This is a genomic window from Kitasatospora sp. NPDC048286 (assembly GCF_043201735.1).
Taxonomy (GTDB): Bacteria; Actinomycetota; Actinomycetes; order Streptomycetales; family Streptomycetaceae; genus Kitasatospora.
Map to the genome: position 1 here is coordinate 238018 of NZ_JBICZE010000007.1, position 17627 is coordinate 255644.

Genomic DNA, 17627 nt, shown 5'->3' on the forward strand with positions numbered 1-17627 from the left:
CGGCCGCGAAACGTCCACGAACCGCCCGCCAGGCGCAGGGGCCGACCGTCGTCGAACGTACGCCGAGGCCGCCCCGAGCGCCCGACGGGGCCCTCGCCGCGCCCGGACCCCACCGCATAGAGTGACGGATCACGGCGGGCCGGACGATCTCTGACGGGGTGGACATGGGTACGGGCTCGGGCACGGCACTGACGGCCCACCAGTTGATCGGCCTGCTGGTCGACCCGGGCGGCTTCCGCGGCTGGGACGAGCCGCCGGCCGTCGACCGGGCCGATCCCGGCTACCGGGCCTCGCTCGACCGCGCCCGCGAGCGCACCGGCCTGGACGAGGCGGTCCTCACCGGCGTCGGCCTGATCGACGGCCGGCCGGTCGCCCTGGTCGCCTCCGAGTTCGGCTTCCTCGGCGGCTCGATCGGCGTCGCCACCGCCGAGCGGATCACCCGCGCCGTCGAACGCGCCACCGCCGAGCGGCTGCCGCTGCTCGCCCTGCCGGTCTCCGGCGGGACGCGGATGCAGGAGGGCTCCGCGGCCTTCCTCTGCATGCTGCGGATCACCGCCGCCGTCCAGGCCCACCGCGCCGCCGGCCTCCCCTACCTCACCTACCTGCGCAACCCCACCATGGGCGGAGTCTTCGCCTCCTGGGGCACGCTCGGGCAACTGGTCCTCGCCGAGCCGGGCGCCCGGCTCGGCTTCCTCGGCCCGCGCGTGTACGAGGAACTGCGCGGCGTGGAGCTGCCGCCGGACGTCCAGCGGGCCGAGACGCTCGCCGGCCAGGGGCTGGTGGACGCCGTCGTACCGCCGCAGGAGCTGCGCGAGCTGCTCCGCCGTACGCTCGCCGTCCTCACCGCCACACCGCCCTCCCCTCCTACTGCGCCACCGTCTCCCACGGCAGCGGTGTCCCCTGCCACGGACCCCGCGCGCACGCCGGGAGACCCCGACGCCTGGGACTCCGTCCGCCGCACCCGGCGCCCGGACCGCCCGGGCACCCGCGAGCTGCTGCGGCACACCACCGAGGAACTCGTCCTGCTGGACGCCCCCGGCGGCCGTGACGGCGCGCTGGTCCGGGCGCTGGCCGTGCTCGGCGGGCGGCCCGTCCTGGTCGTCGGCCAGCAGCGCCAGACCCCGGACCACGATCGCCCCTTCACCGCCGCCGACCTGCGGGCCGTACGGCGCACCGCCCACCTGGCCGAGCAGCTCGGGCTGCCGCTGGTCACCGTGGTGGACACGGCGGGCGCCGAGCTGTCCGCCGAAGCCGAGCTGGAGGGCATCGCGGTGGAGATCGCCCACTGCCTGACCACCCTGCTCGCACTGCGCACGCCCGTCCTGGCGGTGCTGCTCGGCCAGGGCTCGGGCGGCGGGGCGCTCGCCCTGCTCCCGGCGGACCGGGTGATCGCCGCCGAGCACGCCTGGCTGGCGCCGCTGCCGCCGGAGGGCGCCTCGGCGATCGTCCACCGGGACGGCGCGCACGCCGCCGAGCTGGCCCGCTCCCAGGGGATCGGGGCGCGCCACCTGGCCGAGGTCGGGCTGGTCGACGAGGTGGTCCCGGAGCTGCCGGACGCCGCCGAGGAGCCGGAGGCCTTCTGCACCCGGCTCGGGCAGGCGGTCGGTGCGGCGCTCGGCACCCTGGCGGCGGCCACCGAGGCGGATCGGCTCGCCGCCCGCGCCCTCCGGCACCGGCGGCTGGGCGACCTGCGCTGAGGAGGGCGTCCCGACCACCGCGGTGTGGCGCCGGCCTCAGGGTGACGGTGTGGCGCCGGTCTCAGCGCCGGGTTGATCGTCTGTACCCACCGTGCCGCGCCCGGGCCGGGGCGTGACGCCCACCGGGCCCCGCACGGTGAGTGCGCTCACACGTGATCAACCACCACGACGGGCGGTAGTAGACGCCTCCGGGGCGCCCGCGCCGCCCCCACACCCCCCGCGTTCGCGCAGCTCAGCGCCGATCGGCGGGCCCCGCGCGAGCGCGCATTCGAATCCATGGCCGGCCGTTCCGGTACGACCGTGAGTCGTACCGAGGGGGTCTTGGCGACGGCCCGCCCGGTCTGCCAACAATGGCTCCGTCGTCAGCCGCACCGGCTCCTGTCCCACCGGTGAACGGCTTGCCGCCGATTCACACCCCGTGACCTTTCCGGCCCCTGTCCGGCCGTGGTCCTGGGCGGGGAGTGATCCGGCCCAACCCGATTGAGGTCCTGTTCTTCATGCCCGCTTTCAAGCTCCGTAAGCGCACCTCCGCCGCGGTTCTCGCCGGCGCCGCCGGTCTGACCGCCCTGGGCGCGGGTGTCATGCCCGCCACCGCGAACGCCGCCACCGCCTCCCCGAAGGCGATCGCCGCCCAGATCGTGCCGGCCAACCAGCTGGCGTCGTTCAACCAGATCATCGCCCACGAGTCGAGCTGGAACGTGACCGCGACCAACCCGAGCTCGGGCGCGTACGGCCTGGCTCAGGCGCTGCCGGGCTCCAAGATGGCCACGCACGGCTCGGACTGGCGGACCAACCCGACCACCCAGATCAAGTGGGCGCTGGACTACATGAACTCCCGCTACGGCAGCCCGAACGCCGCCTGGAACTTCTGGCAGTCCCACCACTGGTACTAAGCCGACCCACCGGCTCACCGAACTCCACCCGTGACCTGACCACTCCCCCCACACCCCGGGGGTCGGACAGGGGCCACCGGGGTGCCCGAGAGGGCCCGGACCCGCGCAACCCGCGTGGTCCGGGCCCTCTCGTGGTTTCCCGGGTGGCCCGGGTGCGGCTCCGCGGGCGGTGTGGCTCCCCGGGGCGGCGTGGCTCCGCGGGCGGCCCGGAAGGTCCGTCCGCGGACTACAGCTCGCCGGTGAGCCCGAGCAGCTCGCGCATCCGCGCGTACTTGGCGCTCAGCCGCTCGGCGGTCGCCGGGTCCAGCGTGGCGAGGCGGGCCGGATCGGAGTTGTGCGCCAGGTCCGCGCGCTTGACCAGCAGCGCGCCCGGCGTGTCCAGGATGCGCGCGGTGTACTCCTCGACCGGTTCGTCCGGGCGCCGGGTGAGCGCGTCCACGATCGCCTTGGTCTCCTGCGGCAGCGCGGCGCCGGCCAGCCACTCCCGGCTCAGCCGGTCGTCCTCGACGGTGTCGTGCAGCCAGCCCGCCGCGATCTGCGCGTCGCTGCCGCCGCGCGCCGCCGTCCCGCGGGCGACCGCCGCGATGTGCTCGCCGTACGGGTGGCCGTTCTTGTCCACCTGCCCCTGGTGGGCCCGGCGCGCGATCGACTCCACCTCGGACAGGCTCAGGTACTGGTCCTCCATCGGCTCATCGTAGGCCCGGACGGTCGGCCCGACCCGGGGGGCGGGCTCCGTACCACCGGCCCGGCTCCCGTACGACCGGCCTCCTCGGACCGCCGCGGGCCGGGCCCGTCGACCACCCCGCCGACGGCCACTGGTTTACTGCCCCGGGGGTTCATGGGCTTCGGGGGGTCACCGCGCTCGGGAGTCGCGCCCCCGACGGGAGACCCCCGTCGCACCCGGCAGACCCGTCCGAGCGATCCGAGGAACCATGCCAGCCCTGCACCCCCTGCTGTCCGCCTTCGCGCCGATCTGGGCACTCACCGGCGTCGGCTACGTGGTCGGCCGTACCGGGCTGCTCGGGCCGCAGGCCGAGACGGTGCTCAACCGGTTCGTCTTCCATGTGGCGATGCCGGCCGCGCTGTTCCTGATGATCTCCCGCACCCCGCTGGACCGTTTCGCCAACGCCTCGATGCTCGCCTTCACGGCGGGCACCGTGGTCGCGATCGGCCTCGGGCTGCTCGCCGGGCGGCTGCTGTTCCACCGCAAGCCCGGCGAACTGGCCGTCGGCGCGATGGCCTCCGGCTACGTCAACTCGGCCAACCTCGGCATCCCGGTGACCATGCAGGTCCTCGGCGACGCCTCCTTCGTCGCGCCCGTCGTGCTGTTCCAGATCCTGGTGGTCACCCCCGCCGTCCTGGCCGTCCTGGACGGCGGCGCGGCCGGCCGGCGGGCCCTGCTCACCCTGCCCGTCCGCAACCCCATCCTGCTGGCCACCGCACTGGGCGCGCTCGCCTCGGCGACCGGCGCCCACCTGCCCGCCGAGCTGAATCGTTCCTGCGAACTGCTCGGCGGCGCGGGCGTTCCGACCGCCCTGGTCACCCTCGGCATCTCGCTGCACAACCGCCCGCCGGTCGACAGCCGTCCACGCCGCACCGAGGTCGGACTGACCGTCGTGCTCAAGACCCTGGTCCAGCCGCTGGTCGCCCTCACCGTGGCCGGCCCGCTGCTCCACCTGCCGGCCCACCAACTCCTCACCGTGGTGCTGTTCTCCGCGCTGCCCACCGCGCAGAACGTGTACACCTACGCCCGCGAGTACGGGCAGGGCACGGCCCTCGCCCGGGACGCGGTGCTCTGGTCGACGCTGCTGTCGATGGCGACCCTGTCGGTGATCAGCTGGACCCTCGGTCCCGCGTAGCCACGGCCGGTCACCTCTCCCGGGCGGCCGCCACCACCTCGGCCATGGCGGTCAGGAAGCGCCGGGCCGTGTCCAGCTCCCCCGGCCCGAACTGCCGCATCGCCGCGACCAGATCGCCGATCAGCCCGCCGAAGAAGCCCTCCCCGAGCTCCATCGCCCGCTCCTCCACCAGCAGCCGCACCCGGCGCCGGTCCCGCGAGTCGCGCTCGCGCCGGATCAGCCCGAGCCGCTCCAGCCGGTCCACCAGTCCGGTGGTGCCCGCCGAGTTCAGACCCAGCGCCTCGCCGAGCCGGCCCGGGGTGACCACCTCCCCGGCCCTGGCCGCGTCCAGCAGGTGGATCAGCGCCCGCAGATCGGTCGGGTGCAGACCGTTGCGGGCCGCGAACTCGGCGCCGAACAGGTCGAGTTCGACGGTCAGCCCGCGCAGCAGATGGACCAGCCGGATCGGCTCGGCAACCTCGGACACCCTGTCGTCCTTCCTCGGGTAGGCATGTGCCACTATTCTCTCGCTCAGCGAGATACTTGTTCAGCGTGACACTTGTTCGGCGAGTGGTCCAGCCCACTCGGCCGCCATCACACCACACCAGCGGAGGCCCGGATGTCCGCCCGCACCACCCCCTCCCTCACCCCCTTCCTCGCCGCCTACGACGCCCTGCTCGCCCGCTGGCCCGTCCCGGTCGAGGCACTCAACGTCCGCACCGCCCACGGCACCACCCGGATCAACGCCTGCGGACCCGCCGACGGCCGCCCACTCGTCCTGCTCCACGGCGGCGGCGCCACCTCCACCATGTGGTTCGCCAACGCCGGCGCCTGGGCCGAGGCCGGACACCGCGTCCTCGCCGTCGACCTCATCGGCGACCCCGGCCGCAGCGTCCACGACGGCGCCGCCCTCGACGGCGTCCCCGGGCTGCTCGGCTGGCTGGACGCCGTCCTCGACGAACTCGGCGTCCCCCGGGCCGACTTCTGCGGCCACTCCTACGGCGGCTGGATCGCCCTGGAGTACGCCCTGCACGCCCCCGCCCGGGTCGGCCGGCTCGCCCTGCTCGACCCCAGCCTGTGCCTCACGAGCTACCGCCCCGGCTACCTGCTGCGCGCCCTCCCCCTGTTCCTCCCGGGCCGCACCCCGGCCCGCGCCCGCTCCTACCTCGACTGGGAAGCCGGCGGCACCCCCGCCCTCGACCCCGCCTGGCGCGAGCTGTACGCCCTCGGCTACGCCGACTTCCCCGCCTCCCGCGTCGTCACCGGCCCCCGCCCCTCGGCCGAGCGCCTCCGCACCCTCACCGCCCCCGTCCTCACCGTCCTCGCCACCCACAGCCGCGCCCACGACCCCCAGCACGCCGCCCGGACCGCCCGGACCCTCCCCCACGCGGAAGTCGCCGTCCTCCCCGACACCTCCCACCACAACCTCCCCATGGCCGCCGCCCGGGCCCTCAACCCCCTCCTCGCCACCTTCCTCTCCCCCACCCACCACCCCTGACCACCGACAGAGCACAAGCCACTCTCCTGGCCCCGGGTACGAGGCACCCTCGTCGGCCTCCCCACCGACACCGCCCCGCCACAGGCTGGCCTCCGCCCACCGCCTCCACGACAATGACCTTCGTCGGCAGAGCGAGCGGGGGCACCATGGGCGATCGGCGCAACGGGCAGCACTACTTCAAGGCGCCGATCCGGTTCCGGCGGACGGGCCGCAGGACCCTGGTCCTCTTCCCGACCACTCTGGCCTGCGCCCTCGCCTTCGTCCTCACCGCGGCGGCCAAGGGCCCGAATCCCGCGGTGACCGCCCTCTTCGCAGCCTGCGTGATCGTCGCCTACGTCATCGCCGCCTCCTTCGTGGGCCCCTTCTGCGGCAGTACCACCGTGCACACCGCGGGCCTCACCACCCGGACCCTGTTGCGGACACGGGTGGTCACCTGGCCGCAGGTGCGGTCGTTCGGGTTCTCGCCGGAGGTCAACCGCGGCATCGATCACTGCCTCCTCGAGGTACGCCTGCACAAGGGGCGGGCGGTCGTCCTGCCGGGCCTGGTCGCTCCGAACGCCGACGACCCGGAACTCAGGTCGCGTCTCTCGGAGCTGCGGGCCGCGTGGGCCGCGGCCCAGCCCGGTGCCACGACCGAGTAGTCCGCCTCGACCCCCCTGCGGCGACCCGGGCCGCCTGGGCACCGGCGCCGACGACGAGCCGACCGCACCGCCCGGCGACCGGCCGGGCGGCGCCTGACCGAACCGGGCCCAGGAGGCCGTCGCCTGATGCGGCACCGGCTGGACAGGCGCTAGGACAGCAGCTGCGCGGGAACGTCGGTGGCCCGGGTGAACACCGAGAGCGGGAGCTGGGTGTCGCAGTACTTGTTGCCGGTGGAGACCACGCCGATCACCACGCCGCCGACGACCAGCGGCCCGCCCGAGTCCCCCTTGCAGACGCTGTCGGTCGTACCGGCCCGCGGCAGACCGCAGACCTTGAGCAGCGGCGAGTCGCCGGGCGAGGTGTACGGGTCGCAGGAGGCCGGCGGGGCCAGCGTCAGCTGCGCCTGCTTGAGGTGCGTGCCGGGCCCGTCCGAGCCGGTGCGCCCGAAGCCCAGCAGCGTGGCCGTACGGCCGTACCGGTACAGCGCCGCGTCCCCCTCCCGGGCCACCCGGGCCGGCGTCTGCGGCAGCGGACGGTCCAGGGTGAGAACGGCGGAGTCGTGGTCCAGGGCGGCGGTGTAGCGCGGGTCCACCCGGTAGCCCTTCACCCGGCGGACCTGGCCGCCGGAGCCGGTCAGGTCGGTCCGCCCGGCGATCACCCGCAGTGAGCCCGGGTCCTGCGCCTCGGCGACGCAGTGGCCCGCGGTGAGCACCTTGGTCGGCGCGATCAGCGCGCCGGTGCACCACTGCTCGCCCGTGGCGGTCTCCAGGGCCACGACGAACGGGTGGGCCTTGGTCGTGGTGTCCGATCCACCGTGGACCGCGGCGGCCGGGGTGGCCCCGGCGGCCAGCAGTCCGACGGCGGCCAGGAGGGTGGCGGTCAGGCGTCGGTTCGAGGTGCGCATGGCGGGGATTCCTTCTGGGTCGGTGGTGCGTGACGGGGCGTTCGGTGCCGTGGCCGCGTTCGGCGGCGGGCGGACGGCGTCGGCCACCCGCCCCTCGGGCTCGGTGCCGATCGCCGCCGGACCACAGACTGTCCCGGGATCCGTCCCGCCCGCCAGCCGTGCCCGGCGGTTCGGGACGCTGGAACGGTGAAACCCACTGTGACCTGCGCTTTTGTCGCCTCCTGGAACGCCGTGGCGGGACGCGGGAGGCCCTGGAACGGGCGGCGTGGGAGCGGTGACGTGGGAGCGGCGGCGTGGAAGCGGCGGCATGCGGGTGACGGCATGCGGGTGACGGCGAGGTGGGCCGGGCGTGGATCCGGCTGACATGCGGTCATTCCGGTGGCGGAGCGCGGTCGGCCCCGGCTTGCGCGCAGGGGCCGCGCAGGTGGTGGTCACCGGGAGTGCCGGCGTCGGGGACAACACCGCGAGCTGGGACCCGACGATCTCCGTCGACCTGCCCGCCGGCGCCGTCGGCGGGTCCTACTCCGGAACGCTGACCCACTCCTTTGCCTGAGCGGATGAGGCGTGGGTGCCGCTGCTGGGTCCTGCTGATGGTGCTGGCCGTCGTCCAGGCGCTCGGGGTGACGCCGGCGACGGGCACGACAGGCACGACGGGCACGACGGGCACGGCCGGCCGGCCGTGCCCGTCATCGGCGCACGGGCCGCCTCCGGGCGATCAGCGCAGGACGGCGAGTTCGGCGACCACGGCGCGGTGGTCGCTGCGCGGCAGGGCGTGCTCGGAGACGTCGACGGCGGTCAGCGCGGACCCGTGCAGGACGTGGTCGATCTGGATCACGGCCGGGACGCGGTAGTCCGGGTGGTCCTGGGGCCAGGTCGGGAAGAGGCCCGCGCCGAGCTCCTCGTGGGTGTCGGTGAGGCCGGTGCCGATCAGGTCGCGCATCGGCCTGTGGTCGAGGGTGGCGTTGAAGTCGCCCAGCAGGACCGCGTTGTGGGTGCGCCCCGGCGCGGCGGCGCGCAGGTCGTGCAGTCCCTCGGCCCAGCGGCGGGCGTCGCCGAGCGGGTAGTAGGTGTGCACGGCGACCAGCTGCACCGGGCGGCCGCCGACGTCGACGGTCAGGTTGGTGGTCGGCCAGGCCGGATCGGCGCCGGAGCTGACGGGCAGCCTCGTGTAGAGCGCGGTGTCGGTGCCGGCCGGACGCTCGCGGTGCGGCAGCAGGGCGCGAATGCCGGCCGCGTCCAGCGCGTCGGCGGCGGAGTCGCTCTGCTCCTCGACCGCGAGCACGTCGATCCGCTGCTCGCGCACCAGGTCGACCAGGGACTTCGGGGAGACCTGCCCCATGAAGTTGTTGCTGGTCGCCACCCGCAGCCGGGGCGTGTCGGCGGGCGCGTCGGCCCCGTCCGGGACGAGCCGGGGTATCAGCCACCACAGCTGCAGGGCCATCAGCACGGCCGCGGCCACAGCCGTCCACCGCCCGCGCAGCAGCGTCACGACCGCCAGCAGCAGCACGCTGAACAGCGCCGCGTACGGCAGCCCGGCCATCGGCAGGGCCCACACCGTGCCGTCGTCCCACCCGCACAGCCGCACCACGGCGAGCACGGCCGGGCCCAGCAGCAGCACCCCGCACCCGATCAGCGCGGCGCGACGCCAACGGCCTCTGCCGGCGGGCGACGCGCTCTTCGATCTACCGTCCGTCACGGTGCTCCTTCCAGGGCGGCGGCCGACAGCCGTGATCATCGGCCGCCGTCGCGAAGGACGGACGCGCGCGCCCGGGGCCCGGTTCCGCACAACCGATCGAGGCCCGGGCCCTCGGGTCGTCGGGCCCTCGGGTCGTCAGGCCTTCAGGCCGTAGAAGCGGATCGGAGAGTTCGGCTCGAACCCGATGCGCGGGTAGACGGGCGCCCCGGCGACGGTCGCGTGGAGGGTGGCGCGGGTCAGCCCGGTGGCGCGGGCGCCCTCGTGGAGGGCCTTGCGCGTGACCGCCTCGCCGTAGCCCCGGCGCTGCCACTGCGGGTCGGTGGCGACCAGGACGACGAAGAGGCGGCCGTCCGTCTCCACGGTGGCGGCGCAGGCGACCGGGACGCCGTCGCGCAGGGCCAGGTAGGCGTGGACGTCCTTCTTCCACAGGACGGATCCGAGCAGGCCGTCACGGCCGTCCTCCAGGGGGAAACCGTAGCCGCGGGAGTTGATGTCCGCGTAGGCCCGCAGGTGCTCGTCGGTCGCCACCCGGACGAAGGTCAGCTCGGGGTGGGCGGGCTCCGGGATGGGCAGGAGGTCCCCGGCCATGCCCGTCCCCGGGAAGGCGTACTGGAGGCCCGCCTCGTCGGCCGCCGTCGTCAGCGCCGCCCGGGCCTCGTCGGTGAGCAGGTCCTCGAACAGCCAGAGGAAGCCCGGGTGTTCCTTGGCGCGCATGATGTCCGCGGCCTGCCGCAGCCGTTCCCCGACGAGGTCCGCGCCCGCGCCCACATCGGTCAGCGTGACGCAGTTCCAGAACGCGAACCGGCAGTCGGCCCAGCGCACGGCTATGCCGGGGAGGTCCCGCACGTCGGCGCCGGCGTCGCGGTCGAGCACCATGGTCCGCCAGCCCGCGGCGAGTTGCCGGACCGATTCGATGGAGTCCGAGAGGTCTGTCACCGCGCCCCCAAGCGTCAAGAAGTTTGCCGAACAAGGAACTTGCCGAGATCGGCACGTACCCTACCCGGCGAACGCGGCGCGGTGGCCGGCCGTGCCAAGGGTCCGCCCCCGCGAACGGGGACGGACCCTACTCCCTTGGTGGGAAACGGACTTCGGGACGGGGGGCGAAGCGCCGGCTCCCCCGGGGGGCTCCCGCTCAGTGCAGGACGTCGAGGACGTTGTCGGCGTTGTTGACGAAGTAGACGGCGTCGCGGTCGAGGTCCAGTGCGAGGCCGAAGAGCGCGCCCGCGCCGGGCGGGCTGCCCTCGTTGTTGATCTGCTTGACCGCCACCTGCCGGCCGGCCGGGGTGGTCTCGACGATGTTGCCGTCCCCGCCGTTGACCGTCAGGACGTCGCCGCGGGGCGTGAGGGCCATCCCCAGCGGGCCGTTGAGGGCGCCGCCCGAGGTGATGACCCGCCCGATCCCGGCGCTGTCCTGCCGGTCCAGCGCGTGCGGGATCGCGGTGATCCGGCTGAGCACCGTGTCGGCGACGAACAGCGTGCCGTCGTGGCCGAGGCCGACGCCGGTCGGGCCGACCACCAGGGCCGCCGGGTCCGTCCGTTCGGGGAAGCCCGACCCGACCTCGGTGGTGGCCACCCGCTGCGGCAGGCCGCCCTCCTCGGTGCACAGGGTGATCCGCAGGACGGTCCCCTGGTCGACCTGGGCTCCGCCGGCGGCGACCGTCCCGTTGAGGACGTTGGTCACGAACAGCTCGCTCCGCTCGCCGAAGCTGACGGCGGTCATGTCCCACGGCCCGTTGATGCCGTCCCCGGCGATGGTCTCGCGGACCGTGCCGTGCTTGTCGAGCACCAGCAGACAGCCGGCCTGGGCGGTGTCGGAGGTGCCGTCGGCGGTGGGGAGGCTGCCGACCACGACCCAGCCGCCGGGCAGGACCGTCAGCGCCGTGGTGAGCCCGACCCCGCCGGGGCAGGGGCCCGGCAGGTTGTTCGGGTCGATGGTGGCGAACGTGGTCCTGGTCCCGTCCGGGGTGATCTGGACCAGCGTCGTGCCCCGGCCCTGCTCCCCCGCGGGCGGGTTCGCCGCGTTGTTGAAGTTGCTGACCAGGACGTTGCCCCGGTGCAGGTTGCCGGTGCTCTCCTGGATCGTGAACACGCCGTACGGGTTGACGTCGCCGTTCTCGGGGACGGTGGACGCGACGGTGGACACGGTGTTGAGCCGGTCAAGGAACGGCCGGCCGGCGTCCCCGGACGGGGACGCGGCGGCGGTCAGCGCGAGGGTGAGCGCGCCGGTCACCAGCGCGCTCGAGCATGCCCGAAGCTTCATGTGTACTGCCTTCTGGAAGGCGGACGGGACCGGTCGTCCCGACCCGCGGAAGTGCTCCGTGTGGCCCCCCGGGTCGCCACGCTAGACATCCGCCGCCTCCACCGCCCGGCGGCATCGGCCAAATGCCGGTCACGCTGGGTGGCGGCTGACGCCGTGACGTTCGCGGGTCGGTGCGCCGGCCCGAAGGCCGCGCGGGCTCACCGGCGGCCTTCGGCGCGGGCGCGGGTCCAGGCGGCCTCGCGCAGCAGGCGCAGGCCGTTGAGGCCGACGATGACGGTGGAGCCCTCGTGGCCGAGGACGCCGAGCGGCAGCGGGAGGGTCGCGACCAGGTCCCAGACCACCAGGCCGGTGATGAACACCGAGGCGATCACCAGGTTCTGCACCACGAGGGCGCGGGCGCGGCGGGAGAGGCCGACGACGGCGGGGACGGTGGCGAGTTCGTCGCGCACGATGACCGCGTCGGCGGTCTCCAGGGCGAGATCGGAGCCGGCCCGGCCCATGGCGATGCCGGTGTGGGCGGCGGCCAGCGCGGGGGCGTCGTTGACGCCGTCGCCGATGACCATCACCTTCCGTCCGGCCGTCTCCCGCTCCCGGACGGCGGCGACCTTGTCCTGGGGCAGCAGCCCGGCGCGCACGTCGGTGATGCCGACCTCGGTGGCCAGGCGGGCGGCGGCGCGCGGGTTGTCGCCGGTGACCAGCATCGGCGCCGTACCCGTCAGGGCGGTGAGCGCGGTGACGGTGGCGGCGGCGTCCGGGCGCAGCCGGTCGGCGAGGCCGAGCACGCCGACCGGGACGCCGTCGGCCTCGACCAGGACCGCGGTGCGGCCGCCGTCTTCCAGTTCGGCGACGAGGGCGGAGACGGCGTCGTCGGCACTGTTGCCGAGCCGGGCCGGGGCGCCGACCGCGACGGCGCGGCCGGCGACGGTGGCGGTGACGCCGATGCCGGGGGCGGAGGCGAAGTCCTCGGCCGACGCCAGGGCCAGGCCGCGGGTGCGGGCGGCGTCGACGACGGCGCGGGCGAGCGGGTGCTCGCTGGGGTGCTCGGCGGCCGCCGCCAGTGCCAGCAGTTCCTCCTCCGTCAGTCCGGCGTCGGCCAGGGGGCGGATGTCGGTGACGCGGGGCGTGCCCTCGGTGAGGGTGCCGGTCTTGTCCAGGGCGACGGCGTCGACCTCGCCGAGCCGCTCCATGACGACGGCGGACTTGACGAGCACGCCGTGCCGGCCGGCGTTGGCGATCGCGGACAGCAGCGGCGGCATGGTGGCGAGCACCACGGCGCACGGGGAGGCGACGATCATGAAGGTCATCGCCCGCAGCAGCGAGCCGGTGAACGCGGCGCCGAAGGCCAGCGGGACCGCGAAGACGGCCAGGGTCGCGATCACCATGCCGATCGAGTAGCGCTGCTCGACCTTCTCGATGAACAGCTGGGTGGGTGCCTTGGTCTCGGAGGCCTCCTCGACCATCTTCACGATCCGGGCGATCACCGAGTCGGAGGCGTCCCGCTCGACCTTGATCCGCAGCGCGCCGGTGCCGTTCAGGGTGCCGGCGAACACCTCGTCGCCCGTCTCCTTGGCGACGGGAAGCGGCTCGCCGGTGATGGTGGCCTGGTCGACCTCGCTCGCGCCGTCCAGGACCCGCCCGTCGGCGCCGATCCGTTCACCGGGCCGCACCAGCACGGTGTCGCCCACGGCCAGCTGCCCGGTCGGGACGGTCTCCTCGGTGCCCCCGTCCGCCAGCCGGGTCGCCGTCGCCGGGGCGAGGTCGAGCAGGCCGCGCACCGAGTCGGCGGTGCGGGCGGTGGCGACGGCCTCCAGCGCGCCGGAGGTGGCGAAGATGACGATCAGCAGGGCACCGTCCATCACCTGGCCGACGGCGGCGGCGCCGAGCGCGGCGACGATCATCAGCAGGTCGACGTCGAGCGTCTTCTCGCGCAGCGCCTGCAGCCCGGCCCAGGCCGGCTCCCAGCCGCCGGTGGCGTAGGCGAGCGCGTACAGCGGGCCCCAGGCCCAGGCCGGGGCGCCGGTCAGTTGCAACGGCAGCGCGGTCAGGAACAGCAGCGTCGCGGCGAGGGCCCACCGGGCCTCGGGCAGCGAGAGGATCCGCGTCCGCCGACGGGGGGCGGCGCCGACGGACGCGGCGGCCGCCTCGGGGGCGGAGCGCTCGATCAGGGTGGAGGACATGGCAGGCAGGACCCTTCGCACAGGCCACGGGCAGGAGTGACGACCCGATCCACAATACAGGAATACATGAACACCTCTTCATGTGTCGTCTGTAGTATTGGCGCATGGGTCATGGAGCCGCTCCCGCGAACAACGCCGTCCCGCGCACCCGCCTGGACGCGGACAACGCCGTGCGGGTGGCGACCACCCTGCAAGCCCTGGCCACCCCGTCCCGGCTGCTGATCCTCGCCCGCCTGCGCGAAGGGCCCTGCGCGGCCACCGAACTCGCCCACGCCGTCGGCATGGAGCAGTCCGCCTGCTCCCACCAGCTGCGACTGCTGCGCAACCTCGGCCTGGTCGTCGGCACCCGGCAGGGCCGCTCGGTGGTGTACGCCCTGTACGACAACCACGTCGCCGAACTCCTCGACCAAGCCGTCTACCACACCGAGCACCTGCGCCTCGGGCTCAGCGACGCCGCCGGTGCCGAGGACACGGACCTCGTGGACGGCACGGCGGCCCGACCCACCTCCTGACCGACCCCCGCTCACCCGCCTCCGCCGTGCGCGAACGCCGCTGCCCGGCCCGCTCGTGGGGAGCGGACCGGGCAGCGGCGGACGGGGAGGGTGCGGTCGGTCAGCCGTCCGTCTCGTCGTAGCGGCCGTGGCCGAGGCGGCGCAGGTCGAAGGACCAGATGCCACGGCCGAAGGTGGCGGCGTAGAGCTTGCCGTCGGGGCCGGTCTTCAGCTGCTGCACCGCGGTGGTGGGCAGATTGCGGCCGAGGACCCGCCAATCGGTGGTGCCCGGTGCGCGGTAGAAGGCGGCGAGGTCGCTGCCGAGGGCGAGGCCGCCGTTGGGCAGGATCCTGACCGAGGTGGCGGGGACGTCGGGCAGGTTGGCCGAGACGTCGGTCCAGTTGGCGCCGCCGTCGCGGGTCTCGAAGAGGTGGCCGACACCGGCGCCGGGGCCCTCGGTCCAGGTGCGCGAGAACCCGTTGAAGGCGACGAAGACGTGCTGGGCGTCGTTCTCGTCCACCGCGAAGGAGGAGATGTAGCGGTTGGGCAGGGTGCCGTCGACCGGCAGGTCGAGCTGGTGCCAGCCGGTGCCGTCGGTCTTGCCCACCGCGATGCCGCGGCTGAAGCCGACGTTGTTGCACGGGCCGCACCAGCCCGCGTACACGGTGCCGTTCACGGTCGCCACCGCGGTGGCGACGTGGCCGGCGCCCAGGTCGTAGGCGCTGGTCCACTCGCTGCCGCTGCGGATCGCGTAGCCCTTGTGCTGCACCCAGACGTGCCGGCCGCCGGCGATCCAGGTGTCGACGTTCTTCGGGTCGGCGGTGATCGGCGCGATGAAGCGGGCCTCGCCGGTTTCCTTGTCCGGCGGGGCGACCTCGTACGAGGTGGCCTTGGCCGGGTCGGTCTTCCAACTGCCGTCGTTGACGGCGCAGTTCTGGGTGACCCAGATGTCGAGGTAGACGTACTCCTCGGCGATGTTGCAGCCGTTGTTCGGGTCGACGATGGTGTCGGCGCCGTCGCCGCCGAAGTTGGAGCCCATCACCTTGTCGTGGGCGCGCAGGATCGACTCACCGTTGTCCTGCATGCCGCCGCTGACGATCACGCCCCGCCCGGAGCGGTCCGCCGGGTCCTTGCCGACGCCGACCGAGTAGTACTGCAGGGTGTCCATGGTGCCGTCGGCCAGGGACTTCCAGTCCGTGGCGTGGCCGGACGCGTCGGCCGCGCCGTTGACCGGGCGGCTGTAGATCCCGCCGTCGTTGCCGACGTACACGCTGGACTTGCCCTTGTACGCGCCGAAGGCGACGGCGTGCTGGTCGGAGTGGGTGGTCTGCGAGCAGTCACCGCTCTGCTTGGCCGGGTCGATGCTCCAGCACGGGAAGCCGAAGTTCCAGTACGGGCCCGGGACGGTCCAGGTGGAGCCGCCGTTCTTGGTCTCCAGGACCTCCTCCAGGCCCGCGTAGACGTGGTCCGGGTCGGCCGGGTCGACCTGCAGGGACTGGTTGTACCAGGCCTGGATGCCGGGCTGGTAGCCCTCGTCCTGCAGCGCGGAGCCCGAGTTCCTGAGCTTCTCCTTGTCCGCGATCTGGGTCCACGGCCCGAACGGGGAGCCGGACTTGGAGACGTAGATGCCCTTGAGACCGGTGTCGGGGTCGGTCGCCGCGACCTCGGGCGACTGGTCGATGGCGTAGTAGCGGGAGCCGTCCGCGGAGGCGGCGAAGGTCACGTTGCCGACGTTCGCGGCGTCGGTCGGCAGGTCGCCGAGCGAACCGACGCGCTGCCAGCTTCCGTCCGCGGCCTTGCTGTAGAAGCCGTTGTAGGTGTCACCGCCGCGCCAGCCGACCGCCAGCACGACCTTGCCCGGGTCCCTGGGGTCGATCGCGATGTCGTTGGCGATGTTCTTGTACGGCGCGGCCGGGTCGCCGGCCTTCGAACCGCCGGGCAGGTACTCGGGGTTGGGGGCGAACTCCAGCACCCACGGGCCCGAGAGGTCCGTCGTGGAGTGGCTCCACACGCCCCGGCTGGTGGCCGCCCACACCTTGCCGCCGCCGAAGCGCAGCGCGTGGATGATGGTGGACTCCAGCTCGGCGCCGCCGACCCGCATGCCGGGCTGGAACTCGCCGCGCTTCGGGTCCGCGAGCACGTACACGCCGGTGCCGACGTACGAGGTCGCGCCGGTGTTGGACTCGCCGGTGGCGTACCAGAGCCGGCCGCCACCGTCCAGGTTCAGGGTGCCCGTCGAGAGGGACGGGAGCTTGTCCGAGATGGACTGCCACTGGCCGCCGCCGGTGCGGGAGCGGAACACGCCGCCGTTGGCGCCGCCCGCGTACACGTAGCCGTCGGCGTCGGCCGCGATCCCGGTGATCCGGCCGGTCACGTACCCGGATCCGCCGCTGGAGTTGGAGTTGACGTCCCGGTAGCGCGGGTCGTCGGAGTCGTACGGCTTGTCGGTGACGTGGTCCCAGTTGCCGCCGGTGTGCGGCATCGACTGCAGCTGCGCCCAGGCCGCACCGTAGGCGCCCGGCGCGACCACGCCGGGGGCGGTGCGGGCCTCGGTGTACTGCGCGGTGCCCTCGGCGGAGTTCTCCGCCTCGTCGCCCCCGTCCTCCCCGGGAGCCTCGGACCTGGCGTTGAACGACGGGCCGGCGGCAGCCGCCTGGGCCCGGACCTTCTTCGCGTGCTTCTGCCCGATCTCGGCCTGGTGCCGGGCCTGGTGCGGACGCGGCCCGGGCTCGGCGGAGGGCGCGGCGAGGGCCTGGGTGGTGGTCAGCCCGAGCACGGTCAGGGTGACGGCGGGCAGCAGCAGCCGCCGGTGTTGCCTCGTGGGCACGATGGTGGGTCCTCCCCGTACGGCGCCGGCGGCGCGGTCGCGCGTTCCGGCGGAAACAGAGCGAAGCCTTGCGGGTCTGCCGTCGCCGAGGAAGGGCGGCGACCGTAACGACTTGTTAAAAGCGTTACTGTTGAACGCTGTTGCATTCACCGAATGGCGGCGCGCCGACCGGGAACCGCTCCTCCGTCACCCCTGCCGGGGCTTTGCCCGCATCCGGAGGTCGCCCGGTCCGAACGACGCTCCCAGAACGGGGCGGAGCTTCCCCTGGCCGGGCAGGTGTTCCAGGCGGGGCAGGTCGGCGTACGTGGCGGGGCGTGCGCGCAGGACGGTGTCGACCTCGCGGTGCAGCCTCCGCTCGATCTCGGGGTGGCGGGCCGGCAGGTCCAGCGGGTCCCGCGCCGGCGGCACCAGGTGGCCGATCAGGGGCCAGGCGTGGGGGGTCGCGGGGATCCGCCGTAGGCCCTTCACTCGTGCCCCGCGCTGAACGCCCATGACCACCCTCCGGAAGTGCCGTACTTCGATCCGCCACTCGACGAGCCCGCCCGACCGGGGAGTGGCGATATTCGGTTTTCACGCGCCATTTCGGCCGCCCCGGGAGAGGCCTGCCCAAGGCGGACCATCCGATCCGCCGAATACTCGTGATTCACCCGGATGGCCGCACTCGCAGGCGCGGCACGGCGCTCTGCGGGACGGCTGGGGCCATA

General features: G+C 74.1%; 16 protein-coding genes. 7 read left to right on the forward strand and 9 right to left on the reverse strand.

What is annotated here, in order from left to right; genetic code table 11:
• The first annotated feature begins 164 nt into the window (after window positions 1–164).
• Both ACGF13_RS19310 and ACGF13_RS19315 read left to right on the forward strand, forming a co-directional pair.
• Window positions 165–1697, forward strand: coding sequence for a carboxyl transferase domain-containing protein (locus ACGF13_RS19310; RefSeq protein ID WP_392876363.1), 1533 nt, complete (start codon window positions 165–167; stop codon window positions 1695–1697).
• Between the two features lie 497 nt (window positions 1698–2194).
• Window positions 2195–2590 (forward strand): transglycosylase SLT domain-containing protein, encoded by a 396-nt coding sequence (locus ACGF13_RS19315; RefSeq protein WP_392876365.1) that lies wholly within the window; start codon window positions 2195–2197, stop codon window positions 2588–2590.
• A 226-nt stretch (window positions 2591–2816) separates the two neighbouring features.
• Here ACGF13_RS19315 and ACGF13_RS19320 read toward each other — a convergent pair whose 3' ends face one another.
• Window positions 2817–3275 carry an HD domain-containing protein gene (locus ACGF13_RS19320; RefSeq protein ID WP_392876368.1) on the reverse strand — a complete coding sequence of 153 codons (459 nt, stop codon included), beginning with the start codon at window positions 3273–3275 and terminating at the stop codon, window positions 2817–2819.
• A 247-nt stretch (window positions 3276–3522) separates the two neighbouring features.
• Between ACGF13_RS19320 and ACGF13_RS19325 the strand changes: the two genes are divergently transcribed.
• Entirely contained in the window at window positions 3523–4449 is a 927-nt protein-coding gene (locus tag ACGF13_RS19325; protein WP_392876371.1) for an AEC family transporter, read from the forward strand.
• Between the two features lie 10 nt (window positions 4450–4459).
• On the opposite strand, the gene ACGF13_RS19330 is transcribed toward ACGF13_RS19325, so the two are convergent.
• Window positions 4460–4915, reverse strand: coding sequence for a MarR family transcriptional regulator (locus ACGF13_RS19330; protein WP_392876374.1), 456 nt, complete (start codon window positions 4913–4915; stop codon window positions 4460–4462).
• Window positions 4916–5047: 132 nt separating this feature from the next.
• On the opposite strand from ACGF13_RS19330, the gene ACGF13_RS19335 reads away from it, so the two are divergent.
• Together ACGF13_RS19335 and ACGF13_RS19340 are read left to right on the forward strand one after the other, a co-directional pair.
• A complete protein-coding gene (locus ACGF13_RS19335) occupies window positions 5048–5926 on the forward strand; it encodes an alpha/beta fold hydrolase (RefSeq protein ID WP_392876377.1) in 879 nt (292 codons plus the stop codon).
• Window positions 5927–6072: 146 nt separating this feature from the next.
• A complete protein-coding gene (locus ACGF13_RS19340) occupies window positions 6073–6567 on the forward strand; it encodes a PH domain-containing protein (RefSeq protein ID WP_392876380.1) in 495 nt (164 codons plus the stop codon).
• A gap of 149 nt (window positions 6568–6716) precedes the next feature.
• Here ACGF13_RS19340 and ACGF13_RS19345 read toward each other — a convergent pair whose 3' ends face one another.
• Complete coding sequence (locus tag ACGF13_RS19345; RefSeq protein ID WP_392876383.1) at window positions 6717–7472, reverse strand: S1 family peptidase; 756 nt, start codon at window positions 7470–7472, stop codon at window positions 6717–6719.
• Window positions 7473–7836: 364 nt separating this feature from the next.
• Between ACGF13_RS19345 and ACGF13_RS19350 the strand changes: the two genes are divergently transcribed.
• Window positions 7837–8025 (forward strand): hypothetical protein, encoded by a 189-nt coding sequence (locus ACGF13_RS19350; protein ID WP_392876385.1) that lies wholly within the window; start codon window positions 7837–7839, stop codon window positions 8023–8025.
• A gap of 162 nt (window positions 8026–8187) precedes the next feature.
• Here ACGF13_RS19350 and ACGF13_RS19355 read toward each other — a convergent pair whose 3' ends face one another.
• From ACGF13_RS19355 to ACGF13_RS19370, 4 genes are all read right to left on the reverse strand, one after another.
• On the reverse strand, window positions 8188–9168 hold the full coding sequence (locus ACGF13_RS19355; RefSeq protein ID WP_392876388.1) for an endonuclease/exonuclease/phosphatase family protein: 981 nt from the start codon (window positions 9166–9168) through the stop codon (window positions 8188–8190).
• Window positions 9169–9303: 135 nt separating this feature from the next.
• Window positions 9304–10104 (reverse strand): GNAT family N-acetyltransferase, encoded by an 801-nt coding sequence (locus ACGF13_RS19360; protein WP_392876391.1) that lies wholly within the window; start codon window positions 10102–10104, stop codon window positions 9304–9306.
• Between the two features lie 196 nt (window positions 10105–10300).
• Window positions 10301–11428, reverse strand: a complete 1128-nt coding sequence (locus tag ACGF13_RS19365) for a hypothetical protein (RefSeq protein WP_392876394.1) — start codon at window positions 11426–11428, stop codon at window positions 10301–10303.
• A 197-nt stretch (window positions 11429–11625) separates the two neighbouring features.
• On the reverse strand, window positions 11626–13605 hold the full coding sequence (locus ACGF13_RS19370; protein ID WP_392876396.1) for a heavy metal translocating P-type ATPase: 1980 nt from the start codon (window positions 13603–13605) through the stop codon (window positions 11626–11628).
• Between the two features lie 104 nt (window positions 13606–13709).
• Between ACGF13_RS19370 and ACGF13_RS19375 the strand changes: the two genes are divergently transcribed.
• Window positions 13710–14117 carry an ArsR/SmtB family transcription factor gene (locus tag ACGF13_RS19375; protein WP_392876399.1) on the forward strand — a complete coding sequence of 136 codons (408 nt, stop codon included), beginning with the start codon at window positions 13710–13712 and terminating at the stop codon, window positions 14115–14117.
• 100 nt (window positions 14118–14217) lie between these two features.
• Here the strand turns inward: ACGF13_RS19375 and ACGF13_RS19380 are convergent, their stop codons facing one another.
• Complete coding sequence (locus ACGF13_RS19380) at window positions 14218–16923, reverse strand: glycosyl hydrolase (protein WP_392876402.1); 2706 nt, start codon at window positions 16921–16923, stop codon at window positions 14218–14220.
• Window positions 16924–17109: 186 nt separating this feature from the next.
• Window positions 17110–17415 (reverse strand): hypothetical protein, encoded by a 306-nt coding sequence (locus ACGF13_RS19385; protein ID WP_392876404.1) that lies wholly within the window; start codon window positions 17413–17415, stop codon window positions 17110–17112.
• Between the last annotated feature and the right edge of the window lie 212 nt (window positions 17416–17627).

Excerpts from the sequence above, each read along its gene's own strand:
- ACGF13_RS19365 (WP_392876394.1), bottom strand. The coding sequence starts at position 11,428 with ATGAAGCTTCGGGCATGCTCGAGCGCGCTGGTGACCGGCGCGCTCACC.
- ACGF13_RS19335 (WP_392876377.1), top strand. The coding sequence starts at position 5,048 with ATGTCCGCCCGCACCACCCCCTCCCTCACCCCCTTCCTCGCCGCCTAC.
- ACGF13_RS19375 (WP_392876399.1), top strand. The coding sequence starts at position 13,710 with ATGGGTCATGGAGCCGCTCCCGCGAACAACGCCGTCCCGCGCACCCGC.
- ACGF13_RS19370 (WP_392876396.1), bottom strand. The coding sequence starts at position 13,605 with ATGTCCTCCACCCTGATCGAGCGCTCCGCCCCCGAGGCGGCCGCCGCG.
- ACGF13_RS19315 (WP_392876365.1), top strand. The coding sequence starts at position 2,195 with ATGCCCGCTTTCAAGCTCCGTAAGCGCACCTCCGCCGCGGTTCTCGCC.
- ACGF13_RS19340 (WP_392876380.1), top strand. The coding sequence starts at position 6,073 with ATGGGCGATCGGCGCAACGGGCAGCACTACTTCAAGGCGCCGATCCGG.
- ACGF13_RS19320 (WP_392876368.1), bottom strand. The coding sequence starts at position 3,275 with ATGGAGGACCAGTACCTGAGCCTGTCCGAGGTGGAGTCGATCGCGCGC.
- ACGF13_RS19345 (WP_392876383.1), bottom strand. The coding sequence starts at position 7,472 with ATGCGCACCTCGAACCGACGCCTGACCGCCACCCTCCTGGCCGCCGTC.
- ACGF13_RS19350 (WP_392876385.1), top strand. The coding sequence starts at position 7,837 with ATGCGGTCATTCCGGTGGCGGAGCGCGGTCGGCCCCGGCTTGCGCGCA.
- ACGF13_RS19385 (WP_392876404.1), bottom strand. The coding sequence starts at position 17,415 with ATGGGCGTTCAGCGCGGGGCACGAGTGAAGGGCCTACGGCGGATCCCC.
- ACGF13_RS19310 (WP_392876363.1), top strand. The coding sequence starts at position 165 with ATGGGTACGGGCTCGGGCACGGCACTGACGGCCCACCAGTTGATCGGC.
- ACGF13_RS19325 (WP_392876371.1), top strand. The coding sequence starts at position 3,523 with ATGCCAGCCCTGCACCCCCTGCTGTCCGCCTTCGCGCCGATCTGGGCA.